At 45.0% G+C, this 23,058-nt stretch carries 17 protein-coding genes; 12 read left to right on the top strand and 5 right to left on the bottom strand.

What is annotated here, in order from left to right:
* The first annotated feature begins 135 nt into the window (after positions 1–135).
* Positions 136–990: a co-chaperone DjlA gene (gene djlA, locus OCV50_RS01840; RefSeq protein WP_261903568.1), complete on the top strand. Its 855-nt coding sequence runs from the start codon at positions 136–138 to the stop codon at positions 988–990.
* A gap of 51 nt (positions 991–1,041) precedes the next feature.
* The gene (locus OCV50_RS01845) at positions 1,042–1,587 is read left to right on the top strand and encodes a DUF924 family protein (protein WP_261903569.1); all 546 of its coding nucleotides are present in this window, start codon (positions 1,042–1,044) and stop codon (positions 1,585–1,587) included.
* A 76-nt stretch (positions 1,588–1,663) separates the two neighbouring features.
* Here OCV50_RS01845 and OCV50_RS01850 read toward each other — a convergent pair whose 3' ends face one another.
* From OCV50_RS01850 to leuA, 5 genes are all read right to left on the bottom strand, one after another.
* Entirely contained in the window at positions 1,664–2,446 is a 783-nt protein-coding gene (locus OCV50_RS01850; RefSeq protein WP_261903570.1) for a DUF547 domain-containing protein, read from the bottom strand.
* A gap of 129 nt (positions 2,447–2,575) precedes the next feature.
* Positions 2,576–3,178, bottom strand: coding sequence for a 3-isopropylmalate dehydratase small subunit (leuD, locus tag OCV50_RS01855; RefSeq protein WP_261903571.1), 603 nt, complete (start codon positions 3,176–3,178; stop codon positions 2,576–2,578).
* A gap of 15 nt (positions 3,179–3,193) precedes the next feature.
* Positions 3,194–4,606, bottom strand: a complete 1,413-nt coding sequence (leuC, locus tag OCV50_RS01860) for a 3-isopropylmalate dehydratase large subunit (RefSeq protein WP_239841654.1) — start codon at positions 4,604–4,606, stop codon at positions 3,194–3,196.
* A 99-nt stretch (positions 4,607–4,705) separates the two neighbouring features.
* Positions 4,706–5,797, bottom strand: coding sequence for a 3-isopropylmalate dehydrogenase (leuB, locus tag OCV50_RS01865; protein ID WP_150870817.1), 1,092 nt, complete (start codon positions 5,795–5,797; stop codon positions 4,706–4,708).
* Between the two features lie 86 nt (positions 5,798–5,883).
* Positions 5,884–7,431: a 2-isopropylmalate synthase gene (leuA, locus tag OCV50_RS01870; RefSeq protein ID WP_239841652.1), complete on the bottom strand. Its 1,548-nt coding sequence runs from the start codon at positions 7,429–7,431 to the stop codon at positions 5,884–5,886.
* A gap of 564 nt (positions 7,432–7,995) precedes the next feature.
* Between leuA and OCV50_RS01875 the strand changes: the two genes are divergently transcribed.
* From OCV50_RS01875 to OCV50_RS01920, 10 genes are all read left to right on the top strand, one after another.
* Positions 7,996–8,664: a TetR/AcrR family transcriptional regulator gene (locus OCV50_RS01875; RefSeq protein WP_239841650.1), complete on the top strand. Its 669-nt coding sequence runs from the start codon at positions 7,996–7,998 to the stop codon at positions 8,662–8,664.
* Positions 8,651–9,997: an efflux RND transporter periplasmic adaptor subunit gene (locus tag OCV50_RS01880; RefSeq protein ID WP_261903572.1), complete on the top strand. Its 1,347-nt coding sequence runs from the start codon at positions 8,651–8,653 to the stop codon at positions 9,995–9,997. The genes OCV50_RS01875 and OCV50_RS01880 overlap by 14 nt, the downstream gene beginning before the upstream one ends.
* On the top strand, positions 9,994–13,101 hold the full coding sequence (locus tag OCV50_RS01885) for an efflux RND transporter permease subunit (RefSeq protein ID WP_261903573.1): 3,108 nt from the start codon (positions 9,994–9,996) through the stop codon (positions 13,099–13,101). Before OCV50_RS01880 ends, OCV50_RS01885 begins: the two co-directional genes overlap by 4 nt.
* Before the next feature lie 181 nt (positions 13,102–13,282).
* Positions 13,283–13,807: a phosphatase PAP2 family protein gene (locus OCV50_RS01890; RefSeq protein ID WP_239841644.1), complete on the top strand. Its 525-nt coding sequence runs from the start codon at positions 13,283–13,285 to the stop codon at positions 13,805–13,807.
* Positions 13,808–13,853: 46 nt separating this feature from the next.
* Entirely contained in the window at positions 13,854–14,918 is a 1,065-nt protein-coding gene (locus OCV50_RS01895) for an MJ1255/VC2487 family glycosyltransferase (RefSeq protein ID WP_261903574.1), read from the top strand.
* 346 nt (positions 14,919–15,264) lie between these two features.
* Positions 15,265–16,224, top strand: coding sequence for a transcriptional regulator LeuO (gene leuO, locus OCV50_RS01900; RefSeq protein ID WP_239841639.1), 960 nt, complete (start codon positions 15,265–15,267; stop codon positions 16,222–16,224).
* Between the two features lie 202 nt (positions 16,225–16,426).
* Positions 16,427–18,235: an AMP-dependent synthetase/ligase gene (locus OCV50_RS01905; protein WP_261903575.1), complete on the top strand. Its 1,809-nt coding sequence runs from the start codon at positions 16,427–16,429 to the stop codon at positions 18,233–18,235.
* Positions 18,236–18,694: 459 nt separating this feature from the next.
* Entirely contained in the window at positions 18,695–20,434 is a 1,740-nt protein-coding gene (locus tag OCV50_RS01910; RefSeq protein WP_239841637.1) for an acetolactate synthase 3 large subunit, read from the top strand.
* A gap of 1 nt (position 20,435) precedes the next feature.
* A complete protein-coding gene (ilvN, locus tag OCV50_RS01915) occupies positions 20,436–20,930 on the top strand; it encodes an acetolactate synthase small subunit (protein ID WP_032553060.1) in 495 nt (164 codons plus the stop codon).
* 103 nt (positions 20,931–21,033) lie between these two features.
* A complete protein-coding gene (locus tag OCV50_RS01920; RefSeq protein WP_261903576.1) occupies positions 21,034–22,917 on the top strand; it encodes a sensor domain-containing diguanylate cyclase in 1,884 nt (627 codons plus the stop codon).
* Positions 22,918–23,058 lie beyond the last annotated feature (141 nt).

Raw genomic sequence — 23,058 nt, forward strand, 5'->3', positions numbered from 1 at the left:
CTGTGTCACTAGAAGGAGGGTTGATCTAGTATCAATCCAATTAATAAAGCTATGTCCTTATGATAAAGGAAATCTTAGCATTCAGCACCATAAGACAGCAGTACTCGAATAAAATTCATAGATAGAGAACACATAATGCAAATATTTGGCAAAATTTTGGGCGCTTTTTTTGGTTTCTTGTTTGGCGGACCCTTAGGCCTAATTTTTGGCCTATTTCTTGGTCATCAATTCGATAAAGCACGTCGTTTAAATCAGTCGGGCTTTAATACATCAGGGTTTGGCAGTGGGCCGAGTCAGGCTGAGAAGCAGCAAGAGTTCTTTAAAGCGGCATTCGCTGTTATGGGACACGTTGCTAAGGCGAAAGGTCAAGTCACACGTGAAGAGATTCAACTCGCATCGACGATGATGGAACGTATGAACCTTCATGGTGAGCAGCGTATTGCGGCTCAGAATGCCTTCCGAGAGGGTAAAGAGAGTGACTTCCCACTTAAAGAGACACTCGAGAGAGTTAAGATTTCCTCTGGTGGTCGCTTTGATTTACTCCAGTTCTTCCTTGAGTTACAAGTATCAGCGGCGTTTGCTGATGGAAGTTTGCATCCAAGCGAACGTCAAGTTCTACATAAGATTGCGCAAGGCCTTGGTTTTTCATCGGAGCAGTTAGAGCGTCGTCTACAAATGCAAGAAGCGGCTTTTCGTTTTCAACAGCAAGGTGGCAGCTTTGGCGGTGGTCATCATCAAGGTCAGTCTTCGGGTTGGCAGCAGGCTACTCAACAAGATCAGCTGGCCGATGCCTTTAAAGTGCTTGGTGTGAGCGAGTCGGCGGACGGTAAAGCGGTGAAGAAAGCCTACCGTAAACTTATGAATGAACACCACCCAGATAAATTAATGGCAAAGGGCTTACCGCCTGAAATGATGAATGTCGCCAAAGAAAAATCTCAGGAAATTCAAAATGCTTACGATCTGATTAAGAAGGTCAAAGGCTTCAAGTAATATTGATAGAGTCGCTAAGGTTAGCGGCTCTTTTTATTTAAAGGATTGAATATGACAGTTGCTTATCAAGACGTTTTAGCATTCTGGTTTGACGAATTAACGCCTCAAGATTGGTTTAATGGCGGTGACGATATTGATCAGTTAATAAAAGAGCGCTTTGCTCAGGTCCATTCAGCTGCGGTACAAGGCGAGCTCTATACATGGCGTGATAGTGCATTAGGGCGTTTGGCAGAGATCATAGTATTAGACCAGTTTTCAAGAAACATTGGTCGCGATACATCACAAGCATTCGCTGCGGATCCGATGGCATTAGTGCTTGCACAAGAAGCGGTAGCAGGTGGTTACGATCACCAACTAAACGATCAACAAAAAAGCTTCTTATACATGCCATATATGCACAGTGAGTCGTTGGTGATTCATGAACAAGCAGTTGAGCTGTTTAGCCAAACGGGTTTGGAACATAACCTTGATTTTGAGTTTAAACATAAGGTGATCATCGAGAAGTTTGGTCGCTACCCACATCGTAATCAAATACTTGGGCGCGTTTCAACGGAAGAAGAGCTCGCGTTTCTGCAACTGCCGGGCTCTAGCTTCTAGCCTTGCTTGTTAGCTCTAAGCTCAAGAGTAAGTTGTAAAATGCTTACTCTTAAGCTCGTACACAAATAGTGTCTACTTACTTGGCTTGGTTGAGTGCCCAATCATACTCGTAATCGATGTTGTTCACGTTTGATAGCGGATGAGTACGATACTGATTGAGATGCTCAACGAGCTGTGTCTGAGTTCCAAAGTCAGCGATAAACCAGTCATAAATAGAAGAGAGTTGTAATTTATTCTTTTGCGCCAACACCCCTTTGTCGCTATTTACAAACTCGCGCGCAGCTTGTTCCAGTAGTGCTTCGGTGTTTTCAGCAGTAAAAGCTTGAGTTTGAAGGTTTGGGCAACCTAAGCTTGCGCAGTTGACTGCGTAATGTGTTCTTGGATCTTGCCAGATAGGGCGCAAGATGCGGTGCTCGATATCATTCAGTGTCAGATCTTTTCCGTTGATGGTAACGACTTCATCTCCCCATGGCCCAAAGCTAAATAGACCACCCAGTTTTGTGATCGATTTTACTGGATAGGCGTCTAGAATCAGCTCTACCGTGATCGCATTGTATAGGTTAACCCAATAAGCATATTGCTCGGCTTGAGAGAATTGTCGTGGGTCGACTTTCGCGAGTTGACCAATATATTGTTTCAGCTGGGAGTGGCCATTGGAGGTAACGGCTTGGTAGCGAATGAGATGATTTTCCCCTTCTACAACAAGATAGTTATCAAGAAATTGTTGCCAAGTAGCGTGAGAAATCGTGCTGTTGTTAGACTCGTTGCTTTGATTCCAATACGGCCAGAGTTCTGACTTTGGTGCTGAGAAAGCGAGTGTAGAAAAGAATAGGCTGATAATTAGAAGTAGGTTTTTCATAAATGTTCTCCCCAATGACATCTATAAGACCTCGGTCGTGCTGATTTTCTTTCAATATAGGGCAACAAAATATAGAAATAAAAAAGGTTGGCATCAGCCAACCTTTGAGTTTGTTTCAATCGCAATCTTCTATTTCAAGAAGCTTGGAATCTTGGACTCATAAGCAGAGATTTTATCTTCGTGTTGCAGAGTTAAACCAATGTTATCTAGGCCGTTTAGTAGACAGTGACGACGGAATTCGTCGATTTCGAAGCCGTACTCTTTGCCGTTAGCACGAACCACATTTGCTTCTAAGTCTACCTCAACTTCAGCACCCTCATTTGCTTCAACGTACTGGAAGATCTCATCGACCTCTTGCTCAGTTAGACGTACTGGCACCATCTGGTTGTTGATGGAGTTACCATAGAAAATGTCGGCGAAGCTCGGTGCAATCATCGCTTTAATACCGTAATCCGCTAGTGCCCAAGGTGCGTGTTCACGTGAAGAGCCACAACCGAAGTTTTCACGAGCCAATAAAATAGAAGCGCCTTGGTAGCGTGGTGCGTTCATTACAAACTCTGGGTTTGGTTGCTGGCCCGCGTCATCTAGGAAACGCCAATCATGGAAAAGGTGTTTACCAAAGCCTAAGCGCGATACTTTTTGTAGGAACTGCTTTGGAATGATGGCATCGGTATCAACGTTCGCAGCATCTAGAGGAACGACTAAACCAGTGTGTTGTTTGAAACCTGACATGTTAAATCCTCTAAATTAAAGTTCACGAATATCAACGAAGTGGCCAGCAATCGCAGCCGCTGCGGCCATTGCCGGGCTAACTAGGTGCGTACGACCATCACGGCCTTGGCGACCTTCGAAGTTACGGTTAGACGTTGAGGCACAACGTTCTTGAGGACCTAAGCGGTCATTGTTCATTGCAAGACACATAGAACAACCAGGTAGACGCCATTCAAAACCAGCTTCTTTAAAGATAACATCCAACCCTTCAGCTTCAGCTTGTGCTTTAACTTGTTCAGAGCCAGGAACGATCAGAGCTTGTACATGAGATGCGACTTTACGACCTTTTGCGACAGCTGCTGCTGCACGCATGTCTTCAATTCGAGAGTTAGTACAAGAGCCAACGAATACTTTATCAACGTTGTAGTCAGATAGAGACTTACCCGCTTCCAATCCCATGTAAGCCAAAGCTTTTTCTGCAGATGCTTTTTCAACAGGATCAGAGAAGCTGTCTGGCGATGGGATAGGGGTATCAACAGAGATAACTTGTCCTGGGTTAGTACCCCAAGTCACTTGCGGTTTGATGTCCGCAGCATTTAGTGTAACAACCGCATCAAACTCTGCATCGTCATCGGTTTTCAGTGTGTTCCAGTACTCAACAGCCGCGTCAAAATCATCACCTTGTGGCGAGAATTTACGACCTTTGATGTATTCGTATGTGGTTTCGTCTGGTGCGATAAGACCTGCTTTTGCACCTAGCTCAATCGCCATGTTACATACCGTCATACGACCTTCCATCGTAAGATCGGTAATGGCTTCACCGCAGAACTCAACAACATAGCCTGTACCGCCAGCAGCCGTTGTTTCACCGATGATCGCCAATACGATATCTTTAGCAGTAATGCCTGGAGCGACTTTGCCTTTTACTTCGATCTTCATGGTTTTAGCGCGAGCTTGCTTTAGCGTTTGAGTCGCTAGAACGTGCTCGACTTCTGAAGTACCGATACCAAAGGCTAACGAACCAAATGCACCGTGTGTCGCTGTGTGTGAGTCACCACAAACGATAGTCATGCCCGGTAGGGTAATACCTAGCTCTGGGCCCATTACGTGCACAATACCCTGGTATTTGTGGTTCAAATCATAAAGCGTAACGCCAAATTCTTCACAGTTTTTCGATAGCGTTTCCATCTGGATACGAGCCATCTCACCTGATGCATTGATGTCTTTGGTTTGAGTCGAAACGTTGTGATCCATTGTCGCGAAAGTCTTACTGACTTGGCGAACTTTACGTCCCTTTTCACGAAGGCCATCGAAGGCTTGTGGTGAGGTTACTTCGTGTACTAGGTGGCGGTCGATGTATAGGATTGGGTTTTCACCCTCAGCTGCAACGGCAACGTGTGCGTCGTAGACTTTTTCGTATAAGGTTTTGGCTTGCTGGTTTGTAGACATAGCTTGTTCTTCCTTGGGAGCATTAATCCCAGTGCTTATTTCAGCTCACCACTTTGCAGTCAGTGAGCCGATATTGTTCTTATAGAGTGTTACGTGATCTTAAGCTTCTAGAATGTACTGTGCGATCTTATCGCCCATCTCTGAAGTGGTTAGTGCTGGTTTGTCGCCAGCAAGATCAGCAGTTAATTCACCTGCAGATAGCGCTTTTGATACGGCAGTCTCAATCGCTTGTGCTGCCTCTTCTTCACCTAGGCTGTAGCGCAGCATTAATGCTGCAGACAGGATTTGAGCAACTGGGTTGGCGATGTTTTTGCCTGCGATGTCTGGTGCACTGCCGCCTGCTGGTTCGTATAGACCAAAGTTGCTTTCGTTCAAGCTAGCAGAAGGTAGCATGCCCATTGAGCCTGTGATCATTGCACACTCATCTGAGATGATGTCACCAAAGATGTTTGAACAAAGCATCACATCAAACTGAGACGGATCTTTGATAAGCTGCATCGTCGCGTTATCAATGTACATGTGGTTTAGCGTTACATCTGGGTAATCTTTTGCTACTTCTTCTACAACTTCACGCCATAGGATAGAGCTCTGTAGAACGTTCGCCTTATCAATTGAGTAAACGTTTTTATTACGTAGACGTGCCGATTCAAAAGCGATTTTTGCGATACGCTCGATCTCGTAGCGGTGGTAAACCTCAGTATCAAACGCTTTTTCATTTGCGCCTTCGCCTTCACGACCCTTTGGCTGACCAAAGTAGATACCACCCGTTAATTCACGGACAACAACGATGTCGAAACCGCGGTCAGAGATGTCTGCACGAAGTGGTGAGAATGACTCTAGACCTTTATGGATCTGTGCTGGACGTAGGTTACAGAACAGTTGGAAGTGCTTACGTAGAGGAAGTAGGGCACCACGCTCTGGTTGGTCGTTTGGTGGAAGGTGTTCCCACTTAGGGCCACCAACAGAGCCAAACAATACCGCGTCAGACTCTTCACATCCTTTCACTGTCGATTCTGGTAGTGGACAACCGTGGTTATCGATCGCGATACCGCCAACATCATACTCTTCACGTGCAAAGCTAATTGCATGTTTCTTTTCGATAGCGTCTAACACTTTATGTGCTTGTTGCATTACTTCTGGGCCGATGCCATCGCCAGGTAGTACGGCAATTTTGTATGATTTGTCAGTCATGTTAATCCTTTAATTTCTTCGAGCTTGGAGGAGCGTTAATTTGTTTTCTGGCTCTCCCTTATAAGAGAACCAGAGAGTCATTTTATTTATACGGTTTCGATTCGTTGCTGTTTCATTTCAGCAATCGTGTCTGCACGTTGGATGCTGTTGATTACATGCAATAGCGCTTGGCCAGATGCTTCTACGATATCGGTTGAAACGCCAGTACCGTGATATTTGCGACCTTTGTAGTTGGCAATGATGTCTGCTTGACCTAAGCCATCTTCACCTTCACCTTTTGCAGTAAGGTCGAACTTGTCTAGTACAATTTCGTAGCCAGTCAAACGGTAGATACATTGGTATAGCGCATCAACAGGGCCATTACCGACTGCCGCTTCACACTTCTCTTCATCACCACACTGCAGCTTGATGCTGGTGGTCGACATTACGCTACCCGATTGAACGCTTAGGTAGTTCAATTTGTAGAAGTCGTCTTCGTCACGAAGGTTAGCGAAGTGCATCAAGGCTTCTAAGTCGTAATCGAATACTTGACCCTTGCGGTCAGCTAGCTTCAAGAAATCTTCGTACAATGAATCTAGGTTATATTCGTTTTCTTGGTAACCCATTGCATCCATGTGGCTCTTAACTGCAGCACGGCCACTACGACTGGTTAGGTTCAATGCTTTGTTCTTAAGACCAATCGACTCTGGTGTCATGATCTCGTAGGTGTTTTTGTTCTTAAGCATGCCATCTTGGTGGATACCGGAAGAGTGACTAAAGGCGTTAGCACCGACAATCGCTTTGTTGTCTTGGATTGGCATGTGGCATAGCTGGCTCACTAGCTTACTGGTGCGGTGAATCTCTTCATGTTTAAGGCCAGTATGAACCCCCAACAACTCTTGGCGCGTCTTGATGATCATTGCAATCTCTTCAAGAGAACAGTTACCCGCACGCTCACCAATACCGTTGATAGTACCTTCGACCTGACGAGCTCCGGCTTGAACCGCGGCAATAGAGTTTGCGACGGACATACCAAGGTCATCATGACAGTGAACAGAGATGATCGCTTTGTCGATGTTTGGTACACGGTTGAATAGTGTTTGAATAATGCCACCGAATTCGTTTGGCACCGTGTAGCCTACAGTGTCTGGAATGTTGATGGTCTTAGCGCCAGCATCAATCGCGGCTTCCACCATACGACATAGGTTGTCAATGGGTGTACGACCAGCATCTTCACAAGAGAATTCAACATCATCAGTGTAGTTACGTGCATGTTTTACCGCTTTAACACCCATCTCAACCACGTCGTCGTAGCTACGGCGAAGCTTGTCTTGTACGTGAACCGTAGAAGTTGAGATAAAGGTATGAATACGAAATGCTTCAGCAACTTTCAAAGCCTCCGCAGCTGCATCAATATCTTTAGCAACGGCACGAGAAAGGGCACAAATACGGCTGTTTTTGATGTTCTTTGCGATAGTTTGCACCGACTCAAAGTCACCCGGAGAGGATACTGGGAAGCCAGCTTCGATAACGTCCACACCGAGTCTTTCAAGTGCATAAGCAATTTGTAACTTCTCTTTTACCGTCAGACTAGCAGCTAGAGCCTGCTCGCCATCTCGTAAAGTCGTATCAAAAATTATCACTTGATCGTTCATGGGTGCTTCCTTATATCGATATCGTATCGATTGCTATCCAAAATATTATTGAGAATGATGTTCTTTTAATGAGATTAGTTACAAAAAAACCCGCTTAGCGCGGGTTTTAATATTTGTGCAGTTCTTGACCCACAACTTACCCACGCGATTGGTTCACGATAAGGAGAAGTTTCAGCAGTCGAGAAAAAGAAAACGTCATTGCACAAATATCCGTAAATAAACTGTTAACACCATATTTACCGTAATTTATTCTGAGCGTCAAACGTGAAAATCCAATATCGGTGTGCATTGTGAGCTTTTTCATTTTGTTTGTGCTGATTTTGTGTGTGTTTTTGGTTTTTAAATCTATTAATGTGCTATTTGGTTGTGCGGTTAGTTTATCGTTTACATGATGTTTAGGTTATAACTTTGTACTAAATCTTTTTTACAGAGTGAATGACGGGAAAATAATTCTGGCTTAACTTTAATTAATCAATTGATTAAATAGCGTGTAATTATTCTTCACCGCCCGCTTAAAAAGCACCCTATAATTAATCGTCTGATTAATTATAGGGTGAGCAGAGAGTGGGACGAAAAGCTGGACGACCGCAAAAGAATCGAGAGGTTCGGCAACTCTTGATTGAGCATGCAAGGGATCTGTTTGTAGTACAGCCATATGACAAGGTATCGACACGCCTCGTCGCCGAGCGTGCTGGCGTTAATATCGCAATGATTCGCTACTATTTTGGGAATAAAGCGGGATTATTTGAAGCGATGCTCCGTGAAACACTCCGCCCAATGCAAGTGCAGATGCAAAAGCTGATTGACGAAAGTAGTCACGATAACTTTTTAGATCTGATGCGTACTTACTACCGAGAAATGGTCAAGGTTCCCCGATTTCCGCGTTTGATTGCTCAAGTGATGAATATGCCACCTTCAGAAACTCAACGGGAATTGCTTGAAAAAGTGTTTCTAGATGTCGCGAAGCCAGCGCAAGACATTATTTTCGAAAAGTTGGTTGAGCAAGGTGTTCTGCGCAAAGACAGAGATCCTAAATTATGTCGAGTGTCGTACATCAGTTTAATGGTGTTTCCATTTATTGCACCGCCACCATTGCTGGCTCTCCACGGTATTGAATTGAATGAAGAGTTCCTTAATAGCTTGATTGAGCACAATATAAAATTAATGAGCGAAGGCTTTTTGAATCCAGAAAACACCGCTATTTTGCAGGATAAGAATAATGAAGATTGGTAAGAAACTGCTGTTTTTCCCAGCGTTGGCCGTTGGTATTGTTGGTTTAGTGATTGCGATAAACCTTAAACCTGACTTACCTACTAAACCTGCCGGTGATCGTGCTCGTTTAGTTGACGTACAAACACTTGAGCCAAAACTCATGGCTCCCTTGGCAATTGGCTTTGGTAAGGTGGTTCCAAAGGTTGAGTGGAAAGCCATTGCTGAAGTTACGGGTAAGATCGTTTTTCGTCATCCTGAGTTAGAGAAGGGTAAAGTGATCCCGGCTGGTACAGAGGTGCTCAAGATTGATCCTCTCGATTATGAACTCAAATTGACTCAAGCTCAGGCCGACCTTAAATCTTCTCAAACCTCTTTGGCTAAGCTGAATCAAGAAGAACAAAACCTCAATCAAACGTTGAAGATCGAGAAAAATCGCTTGGTGATCAGTAATAAAGAGCTAAAGCGCAAACAAGATCTTCGCAAAAAAGGTCTCACTTCCCAGTCTGATGTTGATCTGCAAGAGCAGAGTGCGTTGTCGCAGCGAAAGTTAGTGCTCGATATCGAGAATCAAATCGCGTTAATGCCGGATGAGAAGAGAGTTGCTGAGGCGGTGATCAAGGTTAATGTCTCTAAGGTAAGAGAAGCTGAGCGTTCTTTGGAAAAAACCACCATTACTCTGCCAAAAGCAATGCGTATCGCGCAGGTAGATATAGAGACTAATCAGGTGGTTAATCTCCAACAAACCATGTTTATTGCTCACGGGATCGATGTGATGGAGGTAGAGGCGCAGCTTTCGATTCATGATATGCAGACCTTGGCGTCTAGCTTAGGCGAATTCACCCGCGATGAGTCTGGTATTCCTAACACCGACACCTCTGAGATCACCGCAACCATCGAACTTAATAGCGGTAACTTGAATGCGGCTTGGCCTGCACGTGTTGCTCGCATCAGTGAAACCGTTGACGAAAACCAAGCGACGGCAGGGGTCATTCTAGAGATTCAACAAGATTACGCACAACTTGAGCCAAGCAGTTTACCGCCTCTGGTTAATGGGATGTTCGTTAAGGCGCAAATTGAAGGGGCATCTAATTTAAGCTGGGTCGTGCCAGAGCGAGCATTGCATGGAGATACTGTTTATCTAATGAATAGTGAGCAGCGTCTGAAGATGGTCAAAGTTGAGGTGTTGTACCGCCGAGACAATCAAGTCGTGGTTGTTGGCGCTCTCAATAACGGCGATAAGTTGATTCTTAACGATATTCTTCCTGCAATTGAAGGAATGTTGTTAAGAGAAACGGGTGATGAAGCAGTAACTGATGAGATCGTCATTGAGGAGATGCAGGAGAACGCCTCATGATCAAATTTTTCTCTCGCCACCCAACTGCCGCGAATTTGTTGATGCTCGGGTTGTTGGTTCTCGGTTTTACATCGCTCTCTACCATTAAGCGCGAAACCTTTCCCGAGTACGATCCGCCATACATTATGGCGGGGATCGCTTATCCTGGCGCTTCTCCTCAAGAGGTCGAGGAGAGCCTGTGTATCCGAATGGAAGACGCCGTTGACGGTTTAGCGAATATTGAAGAAACCCAATGTGAGGCCATTGAAGGCAGTGCGCGCCTGATCCTCAAGTTGAATGAGAAAGCCGATATCGGTCGTATGTTGGTGGATGTACAGACTCAGATTGATTCAATTAACGACTTCCCTTCAGAGATTGAATCCCCAGTGGTTCAAGAGTTAGATTGGAATGAACCTGTCGTTGATGTAGCAATTACTGCAGACACCACTTGGCCTGAGCTTAAAGCTTATGCTGAGCAGCTAAAGCGCACCATGAAGCTAGATTATGATGTCTCTTTGGTTGAAGTGAGTGGCTTTTCTGATCATCAATATCGTGTCGAACTGGATACCCAAGCAATACGTCAATTGGGACTGACAGTAAATGACATCGCAGAGCAGATCGGGCGTCAGAACGTTAAGCTACCAAGCGGTAATGTTGAAACACCAGATAAAAACTTTCTGATTCGTTTTGATGAGCGCCGCGTAACACCACTTGAGCTCGAGAGCATCGTGGTTGGCTCTGCGCCAAATGGTTCTGTAATTCGTTTGCGAGACATTGCTGTCATTACAGACCGATTTGAACTGGATGAGCAGAAGGTACTGTTTGATGGAAAGCCATCGGCTCTGCTAAAGGTTAGCAAGAATAAAGAAGATGACGCACTGCGCATCAAAGAGCGCGTAACTCAATTTGTCGAAGATCAGAGCGCTATCGCCCCTGATGGCGTGACACTGCAAATGACCAATGACCTCTCTTCTGTACTTTGGGACCGTCTAACAATGATGGTACGTAACGGTTGGCAAGGGATTGTGTTGGTGTTCGCCACCATGTGGTTGTTCTTCAGCTTACGCTACTCGTTTTGGGTTGCCGCGGGTCTACCCGTTGCGTTCTTAGGTGGTCTGTTCTTGATGGCGAATCTTGGCTTATCCATCAACATCATGTCACTGGTCGGTTTGTTAATGGCCATCGGTATCATGATGGATGACGCCATTGTGATCGCCGAATCGATAGCCTCGCACCTCGACCGAGGGCAAAAGGTCGATGACGCGGTCTACAACGGGGTAAAGAAAGTTCTGCCTGGCGTACTCTCTTCTTTCTTAACCACGGTGTGTATTTTCGGCAGCCTACTGTTCTTAGATGGTGAGATGGGTGCGGTTCTCAAAGCGGTGCCACAGGTATTGATATTGGTGCTTTCGTTAAGCTTAATTGAAGCCTTTTTGATACTGCCAAACCATTTATCACATTCGCTACATAAAGAGAAAAAAGAGAAACCTGCACTGCGCTTTAAAGTTGTCTTATTAGACAAATTTGAAAACTTCCGTAATACCACTCTTATGAGCATGGTGGAGCGAGTAGTCGCTTTTCGATATGCCTTCATGGGAGGGGTAGTGAGCTTGCTGCTACTGGCTATTGCCTTGATTGCGGGCGGAATCGTTAAGTTCCAACCTTTCCCTGAGCTCGATGGTGATATTGCAGAGGCGCGCGTGATTTTGCCGCCGGGCGCATCGCTAGCGCAAACCGAGCGAGTAGTGGAACACATCGTCTCTTCAGCTGAACGCTTGAACCTTAAATGGAGTGAAGAGGTAGAAGGTGGGAATACTTTGGTTGAGCACATTACCAGTCAGTTTAACGCCAATGCGGATGCCAATGAATCTGGCCCACACTTAGCCACCGTGCGTTTGGACTTACGTGGTGCCGAGAGCCGAAATACAGTCATCGACGACTTTATTGATGCTTGGCGTGAAGATGTTGGCGAGTTGGCCGATCCGATTTCTCTCGTCTTTAAACAACCGACTGTTGGACCGGGTGGGCGAGCCATTGAAATTCGAGCTAAACATGATGATCTTCAAGCGCTGAAAGCGGCTTCGATAGATATTCAAGAATACTTGAATCAGTTTGATGGTGTGCATGGCGTGCTTGATGATATGCGAATGGGTAAAGAGGAGATCTTAGTTAAGCTAAGACCGGGGGCGGAGACTTACAACGTCAACGGACAGATGATTGCTTCTCAGTTGCGTGCTGCGTTCTTTGGTCAAACCGCGGATGAGATTCAGGTGGGCGTTGAGAACATCTCAATTGAGGTGCGCTTGGATAAGCAGCAAGCGGGCGATGTTCAACAGTTGGCGAACTTCCCAATCATCACTTCAGACGGAAGCCAGATCCCGCTAGCCACGCTGGCGACACTCGACTTTCAACGAAACTACGTGCGAATCCAACGTATTGATGGTTTACGTACCATCAGTATCTTTGGTGATGTGAATAATAAGAAAGCCAGCTCATCGGCTATCTTGGCACAGTTCCAGCGTGATGAGGCTCCTAAGCTATTGAAGAAATACCCAGGTCTTCGTTTCGACTTTGAAGGTGAGGCAAAAGATGCGGCTAAAACGGGTGCATCGATGGGTAAAGGTTTCTTACTGGGCTTGTTTGGTGTGTTTACCATATTGAGTTACCAATTCCGCAGCTACTTAGAACCTTTCGTGGTGATGCTAGCGATACCTTTAGCCTTTATCGGAGTTGTCGTTGGACACTGGCTGCTTGGGCATTCTTTGAGTATGCCGAGTATGATGGGCTTCGTTTCACTAGCTGGGATCGTGGTCAACGACTCGATACTCTTGGTGCAATATATCCGGCACCATGTCGATGAGGGCGATAGCGTGCATGACTCAGTAGTGAAGGCGAGTCGTGAGCGTTTTCGTGCTGTGTTTTTAACCTCGATGACTACCGCAGCTGGTTTGTTACCTCTGCTTACCGAAACCAGTTTGCAGGCTCAGGTTATACAACCACTGGTGATTTCGATTGTGTTTGGCATCTTCGCTTCGACGCTACTGGTGCTGTTTATGATCCCTGCTGCCTATGCGATTTTGGCTGATTTTGGCTTGGTCAAGAAACATGAGCCTCTTACTATCTAGTCTGTAGGGTGTGAACATCAAAAGCGGCGTTTCAGCCGCTTTTCTTTTATCTACAATTCATCATAACGTGCGGGTGTTGCAACAGGTGAAATGTTCATTTTTTATCCGCAAAATCGTCACCATATTGTCATTTCTAACTTCTAACTTAATCCCAAAGCAATGATAAGAGCTGAGGGAATACATGAGAACGATAGAACCAATTGTCCGCTGGGATGTGGCATTTTCTATGTTTTGCTTGAAGAGTCGTTATAGCAAGCAAACGGCGCAGATCAGTAAAGCGATATCCCATACTGGGGACGGTCACTTATACCTTTTGTTTGCGATAGCAGCACTGTTTTTAGATGAGCAAAGTGGCAAGGCGTTTCTTATGGTTGGCTTGGCGGCATTTGCCATTGAGTTGCCTATCTACTGGCTTGCAAAAAATACCATTAAGCGACGTCGTCCTGCCGAGTTTTCCTCATTCCTTCACTCCTACATCGTGCCTTCAGATAAATACAGCCTGCCATCAGGGCATTCGGCCGCGGCTTTTGTTATGGCCACGGTTATTGGGCACTTTTACCCGCAGGTTTATTTATTGAGTCTAGTTTGGGCAAGCTTGATTGCGGGTTCGCGTATCTTGCTTGGCGTCCATTTCCTTACTGATGTTCTGATTGGAGCAGCACTTGGTGTTGCTTGCGCGAGTCTTGCGCTCAATGGACTGCTTTAGGTTTACAGATAATTTCTCTAATTCGAGAGTCTATAAAGGACCGAAAATGAAAATACTCTATGGTGTACAAGGGACAGGCAATGGCCATATTGCACGTGCGCGCGCGATGGCAAATGCATTGAAAGCGAAGAAAGTGGATGTCGATTTCTTATTCTCTGGTCGAGAGGGGGATAAGTACTTTTCAATGGAAGCATTTGGTGATTACCAGATTCGCCATGGTTTAACCTTCTTTAGTGAACAGGGACAAGTGAAGTACGGCAAAACATTCTTTAAAAATAGTCTGTTGCGCTTTCGTCGTGAAATCGCCGAATTGGATCTCTCACATTACGATTTGGTCTTGAATGACTTTGAACCGGTATCGGCGTGGGCAGCCAAGAAGCAAAAAGTACCTTGCATTGGTATTAGTCATCAAAATGCATTTAGGTTTGATGTGCCCAAAAAAGGAGGAAACTGGATAGAGCATTCAGTGATACAGCACTTTGCTCCAACTGAGCACTATATTGGATTGCATTGGTATCACTTTGAACAGCCAATCCTACCTCCGATTGTTCATACCTTGTCGAGTCGCGAAAAGGTATCCTCTGCAGAAGGTGCCGTGGATTTCAGCCTAGTGTATCTGCCATTTGAAGATATAGATGACGTGACCGACCTTTTGATTAAATTCATCTCTCATCAGTTTGTCTGCTATCACCCAGATATTATTGAGCAGCGCACGGTTGAGAATATCGTATTTAAGCCGCTCAGCCATGATGGTTTTCAAGTCGACCTGCAAGCGTGTTCTGGCGTGATTGCAAATGGAGGTTTTGAACTCCCCTCTGAAGCGATGACTTTGGGGAAGAAGTTACTGCTTAAACCGCTTGCGGGTCAGTTCGAACAACAGAGTAATGTGGCCACGCTAGAGGCCTTAGGTTTGGCTCAAACCATGACCTTTTTGGACCCTGCAACCACGCGTACTTGGTTAGGCGAAAAACAAGCCGAAATGGTCTCCTATCCCGACGTGGCGAGTGCGATTGTGGATTGGATTTTAGCGAAAGATTGGCACTGTCAGGAGCAATTAAGAAGGCAGTTATGGGAGAAGGTTGATTTCCCGAGTTACGCTTCTATTACTTGATTCATAGCTGAGGTTTTTGAATGCCTTGCTCTATCAATTCATAGGCTCAATCATTTGTAACAAATGTAACTGAATGATTGAGCCGTCAAATAAGTCGTAAGAAAATCCCAAAATTCGCCTTTTTATGTTTTTTTATAAAACCATAAGTGCATGATATTAAATTAATAATTATTCAGTGAGGTAAAATAAAATTATTCTTTATCAATCTTGTTGGTAGCGTTCGATTGATTGGTTAATAGTAGATGTTATCCGAAACACATCGGCCAGATAAATATAAGAACTAGTGGTTATCTATTCCCACACTATTACAAATTTAACGCTGTCATACCGACAAGAGGCAACTTGAATGTTAGAGAAAAAAGACGCAATGAGTGCTATTGCAAGCTACCGAATGGAAAGCACACTTCGTGGAGTAGACCTAAACCTATTGACTGTTTTTGATGCTGTAATGCAAGAGCAAAATATTACCCGTGCAGCGCACAATTTGGGTATGTCTCAGCCTGCAGTAAGTAATGCTGTAGCACGTCTAAAAGTGATGTTTAACGACGAACTATTTATGCGTCAGGGTCGTGGTATTCAACCGACTCAACGTGCTCGTCAACTGTTTGGACCAATCCGCCAAGCACTGCAACTAGTACGCAATGAACTACCAAGTTCTGTGTTCTCTCCAGAGTCGTCTTCTCGTCTGTTCAAACTGGCTATCTGTAGCCCATGTGACATGCGTTTTGCACCGAAGATTATGTCGACTATCAACGAGCTTGCACCAAGTGTTCAACTGCACATGGACGCGGAGTTTGACCGTCAACTTTCAGAGCGCATGCGTTACCAAGAAATCGACTTTGTTATCGATTACGCTCGCTTTGATGAGCAAGGTTTCTCAAGCACAGAAATCTTCCAAGATGAGCTAGTGGTTGTTGCTTCAGCTTCACACCCTCGTATCAACGGTTCGGTAACGGCTTCTGAGCTTCTAGAAGAGAAGCACGCAAAACTGTCTCGCATTCACGGTCAGCGCAGCTTCTCTGAGCAAGCATACCGCGACCTAGACTGCACGCCTTACTATGAAGGTACTAGCCTAAGCAACGTGCTATACGTAGTTGGTCAATCTGAACTCGTAACGATTGCACCTCGTTGGATGGTTGAACACGCAGCGAATAAAGAGCAGCTACAGATTCTAGATTTCCCATTCGATAATGCGGCAATCTCAGGCTTCCTAAGCTGGCACGAATCAAGCGAGAAAGACAAAGGACACATTTGGTTACGAGATCAACTGATGATGATCTGTGGCGAAGTTGTAGCACTTAACTAATCGCTGAAAACCTTGATTTATAAGCCCTGAACTAGCTTGCTGGTTCGGGGCTTTTTTGTACCAGAGTGATGAGCGCCGTTCATTTTTTAAAGTTAGATGTACTATTACTGATAACTTTGAGCTCCATCAGTTGCCTTTTCCATGATCAGAGGTACACTTGTGCGCTCAAAAAAGCTTACAGGTGTAAGCCAAAGGTAAAGAGATGGCCAATTTAGATTTTCATATCGTAAAACGACTTCGCGAGCAGATTGCTCAGGGCGGCAACCGCACGGCTTTAAAGCATAAAGTTAATGATGTTTGGCAAGGCATTAGCTGGCAGCAATTTGGTGAACAGATCGATAAGCTGTCACTCGCACTATTGGCTCAAGGACTGAGAATCCAAGATAAGATCGGTATCTACTCAAACAACATGCCTCAATGGACTGTGGCAGACTTTGCAGCGCTACAAGCTCGCCTTGTAACCGTGCCGATTTACCCAACGAACACTGCGGCGCAGTCTTCCTACATTATTCAAAACGCAGACGTTAAAGTGCTTTTTGTTGGCGAGCAGCCACAGTTTGATGCAGCAATCAGCCTATTTGACGAGTGTGAACAGCTAGAAATCATCGTTGCAATGTCAGATGACATTGATACTCAAGCTTATGACTTTGCTATCTCTTGGCAAGAGTTCATCGAGCGCGGTCAACAGGCTCAGCAAGCTGAGCTAGACGCGCGCCTTGCCGATGCGAATATGGATGATCTGCTGACTCTTATCTATACCTCTGGTACGACTGGCCAACCGAAAGGTGTAATGCTGGACTACGCTAACATTGGCTCTCAGTTAGAAGGTCACGATGAGCGCTTAAGCCTAAGCAAAGAAGATGTTTCGCTCTGTTTCCTACCGCTATCTCACGTATTTGAGCGTGCCTGGACTTTCTACGTCCTTTATAAAGGCGCTACTAACTGTTACCTGCAAGACACAATGCAGGTGCGTGATGCACTGAGTGATGTAAAGCCAACCGTAATGTGTGCGGTTCCACGCTTTTACGAGAAGATCTTCTCAGCGATCCATGAAAAAGTATCGAAAGCGCCACTGATTCGTAAGGTGCTCTTTACCTGGGCAGTGAACATGGGCGCGAAACTCGCGGCATGTCATCAACAAGGTCGCACACCGTCTCTAATGTTGAAAAAAAGCCATGCATTAGCAGATAAGCTTGTGCTGTCTAAATTACGTGCTCTGTTGGGTGGTAACATCAATTTCATGCCTTGTGGTGGTGCGAAGCTTGACGAAACTATTGGTCGTTTCTTCCATGCAATTGGCATCAACGTGAAGCTTGGCTACGGCATGACAGAAACCACAGCAACGGTTTCATGTTGGGATGATCGCTGCTTTGACCCGGATTCAATCGGTATGTCTATGCCGGGGGCTGAGGTGAAAATTGGCGAGCAGAACGAAATTTTAGTTCGTGGCCCAATGGTGATGCGCGGTTACTACAAAATGCCAGAAGAGACAGCTAAGACCTTTGACGAACACGGCTTCCTAAAGACTGGTGATGCGGGTCACTTCGATGAGAACGGTAACTTGTTCATCACTGATCGTATTAAAGAGTTGATGAAGACCTCTGGCGGTAAATACATTGCGCCACAAGTGGTTGAGGGTGCGATTGGTAAAGACCACTTTATCGAACAAATTGCTGTGATTGCTGATACACGTAAATTTGTTTCTGCGTTGATTGTTCCTTGTTATGACTCTCTGGAAGAGTATGCAAAAGAACTGAACATCAAGTACCACGACCGTGTTGAGTTGATTAAGCATCATCAGATTGTTGAGATGCTAGAAAAGCGCGTTAATGATCTACAGCAAGAGTTGGCTAAGTTTGAGCAAGTGAAGAAATTCAAACTGTTACCAAAGGCTTTCTCTATGGACGATGGTGAACTAACACCAACTCAGAAATTGCGTCGTAAAGTGATTAACGATAAGTATCAAGACGAAATCGAAGAAATGTACACTGAAAAGCCGAAAGATAAGTAAGTTTATCTAAGTTAACTTTTTAGTTGTTTAAAAATCCCCCTAGTCGTACATGGTGACGGTTAGGGGGATTTTTTTACGTCACGACATCAGGTAAATGTGCGAGAGAGCACATCTAGAACGGGGTGTTCACACTGAAAAAAGAGGGATTGTGAAATATTTAGAGTTTTTTTATTGAGTGTTGATGGTGATTTGTTCTGACTTGGAGGTCATGAGTGGTGTTAGATGAGGTTTTCTTTCTAAAACATAGTTATATCGAATTATTGACTGTAGAAGGGTGTTAGACCCGATGATAATAAAACGTTACAGTTGTTTCGTACCACTGCTTATTGTTATCACGACGAGCAGTCATAGCCGAAAAAGTGGAAGTATTTCGAATTAGGCTACGAATAAGACCTAGACTATGTAAAAACCAGCCCCTTCGGCTTACCCAACTGAAGGAAACTGGTAAAGGAGAGCAATATGACAACTAAGCCAGAGTGCGCCCAATTATCCGGCGCGGAAATGGTAGTTCAGTCCCTAATTGAAGAAGGGGTTGAACAGATCTTTGGTTATCCAGGCGGTTCCGTTTTGGATATCTACGATGCCCTGCACGCAAAAACAGACAAGATTAAACACGTATTAGTGCGCCACGAGCAAGCTGCAACGCATATGGCTGACGGCTACACGCGTTCAACTGGCAAGCCAGGTGTTGTACTAGTATGTTCGGGCCCGGGCGCGACCAATACCGTAACGGGTATTGCGACAGCGTACATGGATTCTATTCCAATGATCGTTATTTCAGGCAACGTGCCAAATAACTTAATTGGTAATGACGCCTTCCAAGAGTGTGATATCGTCGGTGTATCTCGTCCAATCGTAAAACATAGCTTCTTAGTGAAGAAAGCTGAAGATATTCCAGAGATCGTAAAAAAGGCCTTCTATATCTCGACCACTGGTCGACCTGGCCCAGTTGTGATTGACCTTCCTAAAGATGTACTTAATCCACAAATTAAGCTGCCGTACGAATATCCAGAAACGATCAAAATGCGTTCGTACAACCCGACCGTAACTGGTCATAAAGGGCAGATTAAGAAAGCATTGAAAGCGCTTCTTGAAGCGAAGAAACCCGTTCTTTATGTCGGTGGTGGTGCCGTTATCTCTGAAGCGGATAAGCAGTTACTTAAACTTGCTGAGGCACTAAACCTGCCTGTTGTTAGTACGCTAATGGGATTAGGTGCCTTCCCGGGTACACATAAAAACTCGTTAGGCATGCTTGGTATGCATGGCCTTTACGAAGCCAATATGGCTATGCATAACGCAGATCTTATCTTTGGTGTTGGTGTTCGTTTTGATGACCGTACAACCAATAATCTTGAGAAGTACTGTCCAAACGCGAAGATCATGCACATCGATATCGATCCATCGTCGATCTCTAAAAACGTGAAAGTGGATCTGCCTATCGTAGGCTCTGCTGAGCGCGTACTTGAAAGCATGGTGAATCTGCTGATTGAGCAAGGTGGAACTAACGATGCAGAAGCGTTGGATGCATGGTGGGCTGAAATCAAAGTATGGCAAGATCGTAAATGTCTCGCCTATGAAAAATCGCCTGAGCGCATTAAACCTCAACAGGTTATCGAAACCCTACATAAAGTGACCAATGGTGATGCGTATGTCGCTTCTGACGTAGGTCAGCACCAGATGTTCGCCGCGCTTTACTATCCATTTAATAAGCCGCGTCGTTGGATCAACTCAGGTGGTCTTGGCACTATGGGCTTTGGTCTACCTGCAGGCATGGGCGTTAAGTTTGCTAAGCCGGACGAAGAAGTTGTCGTCGTAACGGGTGATGGCAGTATTCAGATGAATATTCAAGAGCTATCAACAGCATTGCAATACAATATTCCGGTGAAAATCATTAACTTGAATAACCGTTTCTTAGGCATGGTGAAACAGTGGCAAGACATTGTTTATCAAGGCCGTCACTCAAACTCATACATGGACTCTGTGCCAGACTTTGCGGCCATTGCGGAAGCGTATGGTCACGTAGGTATGCGTATCTCTTCTCCTGACGAACTTGAATCAGGTTTAGAGAAAGCACTGGCAATGAAAGATCGCTTAGTATTTGTCGACATCAGTGTTGATGATACAGAGCACGTATACCCAATGCAGATCAAAGGCGAGGGTATGGATAACATGTGGCTAAGCAAAACGGAGAGAACATAGTATGAGACACATTATTTCGCTGTTAATGGAAAACCAACCGGGTGCACTATCTCGAGTGGTTGGCTTGTTTTCTCAACGTGGTTACAACATTGAATCGCTCAACGTATCACCGACGGACGACCCAACGCTTTCACGTTTGAATGTAACCACTAACTCTGATGAGATGCAGCTAGAGCAGATCCAGAAGCAACTGCATAAGCTGATTGACGTACTTAAAGTACAAGAAGTTTCGGAGCTGGATCATATTGAGCGCGAACTATTGATGGTTAAGGTGCGTGCGAGTGGTTTTGCTCGTGCAGAAGTGAAGCGTACCGCAGATATTTTCCGTGGTCAGATCGTCGATGTGACAGCTTCTCAATATACCGTTCAGATGGCGGGTACCAGTGAGAAGTTGGATGCGTTTATTCAAGCGTTGTCAGAAGTGACGGAAGTGCTTGAAGTTGCACGCAGTGGCGTGGTTGGAATTGCTCGAGGAGAGCGCTCTCTCAAAGCCTAACAAAATTGTATGATAGAAAGCCGCATTAAGTGCGGCTTTTTTATTTTGTTAATTTATAACAATGATATAATTCTCGCCATATTTACCCTATTTTGAGCAATTAATGAGAAATAAAAAAACAATCGCTACGCTTCTCGTTATTTGCGTCACCTTTTGTGCGGCTGTTGGGTTGTACTATCAGCAGCGCTATCAAGATGTCAAAAAGCAAAGCTATCAAAGCACCGCTAAGCAAGCTCTTCATCAGCTGGTGTATGCTGAACGTGATTACAATGTATTGAAAGACCAACTGGTCTCTATGATGCAGCTGCTCAGCCACAGTCAAAGCTTGGTTGATTTTGCGACGTCTCCCTCCCTTGAAAACAAGAACCTGCTGGAAGAGGTTTGGCAGTCGGTATTAGTCAATCAAAGATGGTATACCCAGATTCACCTACTGGATATCGACGGCCATGAGAAGGTAAGAGTCAACTACTCATCGAGAACCGGCGTTGTTACTCTCCCAACCGACCTACAAGACAAGTCGGATTACGGCTATTTCCATTACGCACAAACTCTGGATGCTGAGGAGATTGGCGGGTGGGGAATTGAACTTGAAACGGAATATGGTGAGCTCTCTTATCCATACACACCTGTATTACGAGTGATCACTCCAGTACAAACACCTGAGCGCCGAGTTGGGTATTTGGTGATAAACCTCGATGTTTGGGGGCTGGCGTCGCGCTTAAACTTCTCTCCTGATTTTGATTTTCGTGCGGAAGTCGTTAACCAGTACGGTTATTACATCGCAAGCCAAGACAAAAATAAGTTATTTGGTGACTCGATTCCTGAGCGCAAGGGCTTCAACCTGTCACAAATCGCCCCTAAAACATGGCAAGCGATCTCCTCTGAGCGGATGGGCTATGTGTTTGAGGATGACAACCTGTTTGCTTTCAACACCGTCAACCTTGCTCAGAAACAGCAAATGCACTTAGTGATTCAGTTGAACTCAGCGCAGTTATTGGAAAGAGCTGAACGAGACCTTAACGACTTAGCGCACGAGCAATTGATCGTATTCTTTACCGTGATGGTGTTTGCTTTCCCTTTGGCCTATTTGGTAACCCATTACCGAAGACGTAACCTGGAGAGTAAATTGGCACGTGCTGCATTGAATGGTATGTCAGCGGTGATGATCTCTGATAGGCAGCATCGCACTATCATGACTAATAATGAATTTGAAAACATGACCGGCTATAGCCAATCGCAAGTCGATGGTAAAAATGCGCTTCAACTGCTGCTGGAAAATAGCGAACAATTTCATACTGCCGATACCATATGGACGCACCTTGAAAAGAATGATTTATGGGAAGGTGAGGTGAGCTGTAAGAGCAAGCTTCGTATCCCTTTCACTGCAATCATGCGAGTACAAGCGGTGAAGAGTAATTCGGGTAAGGTAAGCTACTATATTACGTCGCTGGTGGACATTACGGTACGTAAAGAGCTGGAAGTCAGGCTTCGTATTCTTAGCGAAAGAGATTCACTGAGCAAGTTGTGGAATCGTCGTAAGTTTGAGGAACAATTAGCGCACTACTCTCGAATGGTAGAGCTTTACCCTAATGAAACTCAAGTGTGTTTGGCACTGATCGACATCGACAATTTTAAACGTATTAACGATGAACTTGGTCATGATGAAGGAGATCGTGTGATTGCGGGCGTTGCCGCGATCCTTCAAGAAAGTTTGAGAACGACAGACTTTGTCGCACGTGTTGGTGGCGAAGAATTTGCTATCTTAATGCCGCACACGTCAACATCAGAAGCTGGTCGAGTACTGGATCGTGTTCGAATAGAAATACAACTTTCTGGTGGGACGAAAGTCACCGTCAGTATCGGCTATACCGACCTCACAGCCAATAGTACACACTCTTACAAGTGTGCGGATATTGGTCTTTATGAGTCGAAGTCCTCAGGCCGAAACACCATCACTATTTGCTCAAGTCAGGCGGATGTTGCTTAGCGCTGAAGAGTGTTTTGTTTGTTGCCTGAGTGTCCCCTTTAGAAAACTAGAACCAACCTGTCTTATCTTTGAGAGATGCCCGTCACAATATTTGTACGATTAGACTAAAGTCTAATTTGTGTTCAAAATTGAACTAAACTG

Source organism: Vibrio fortis (assembly GCF_024347475.1).
GTDB lineage: Bacteria > Pseudomonadota > Gammaproteobacteria > Enterobacterales > Vibrionaceae > Vibrio > Vibrio fortis.

What these genes read in the sequence shown, in the direction of transcription:
- OCV50_RS01905 (WP_261903575.1), top strand. Translation starts at nt 16,427, where the DNA reads ATGGCCAATTTAGATTTTCATATCGTAAAACGACTTCGCGAGCAGATT.
- leuO (WP_239841639.1), top strand. Translation starts at nt 15,265, where the DNA reads ATGTTAGAGAAAAAAGACGCAATGAGTGCTATTGCAAGCTACCGAATG.
- OCV50_RS01920 (WP_261903576.1), top strand. Translation starts at nt 21,034, where the DNA reads ATGAGAAATAAAAAAACAATCGCTACGCTTCTCGTTATTTGCGTCACC.
- leuB (WP_150870817.1), bottom strand. Translation starts at nt 5,797, where the DNA reads ATGACTGACAAATCATACAAAATTGCCGTACTACCTGGCGATGGCATC.
- OCV50_RS01910 (WP_239841637.1), top strand. Translation starts at nt 18,695, where the DNA reads ATGACAACTAAGCCAGAGTGCGCCCAATTATCCGGCGCGGAAATGGTA.
- OCV50_RS01890 (WP_239841644.1), top strand. Translation starts at nt 13,283, where the DNA reads ATGAGAACGATAGAACCAATTGTCCGCTGGGATGTGGCATTTTCTATG.
- leuD (WP_261903571.1), bottom strand. Translation starts at nt 3,178, where the DNA reads ATGTCAGGTTTCAAACAACACACTGGTTTAGTCGTTCCTCTAGATGCT.
- leuA (WP_239841652.1), bottom strand. Translation starts at nt 7,431, where the DNA reads ATGAACGATCAAGTGATAATTTTTGATACGACTTTACGAGATGGCGAG.
- OCV50_RS01885 (WP_261903573.1), top strand. Translation starts at nt 9,994, where the DNA reads ATGATCAAATTTTTCTCTCGCCACCCAACTGCCGCGAATTTGTTGATG.
- OCV50_RS01895 (WP_261903574.1), top strand. Translation starts at nt 13,854, where the DNA reads ATGAAAATACTCTATGGTGTACAAGGGACAGGCAATGGCCATATTGCA.
- ilvN (WP_032553060.1), top strand. Translation starts at nt 20,436, where the DNA reads ATGAGACACATTATTTCGCTGTTAATGGAAAACCAACCGGGTGCACTA.
- OCV50_RS01850 (WP_261903570.1), bottom strand. Translation starts at nt 2,446, where the DNA reads ATGAAAAACCTACTTCTAATTATCAGCCTATTCTTTTCTACACTCGCT.
- OCV50_RS01845 (WP_261903569.1), top strand. Translation starts at nt 1,042, where the DNA reads ATGACAGTTGCTTATCAAGACGTTTTAGCATTCTGGTTTGACGAATTA.
- OCV50_RS01880 (WP_261903572.1), top strand. Translation starts at nt 8,651, where the DNA reads ATGAAGATTGGTAAGAAACTGCTGTTTTTCCCAGCGTTGGCCGTTGGT.
- leuC (WP_239841654.1), bottom strand. Translation starts at nt 4,606, where the DNA reads ATGTCTACAAACCAGCAAGCCAAAACCTTATACGAAAAAGTCTACGAC.
- djlA (WP_261903568.1), top strand. Translation starts at nt 136, where the DNA reads ATGCAAATATTTGGCAAAATTTTGGGCGCTTTTTTTGGTTTCTTGTTT.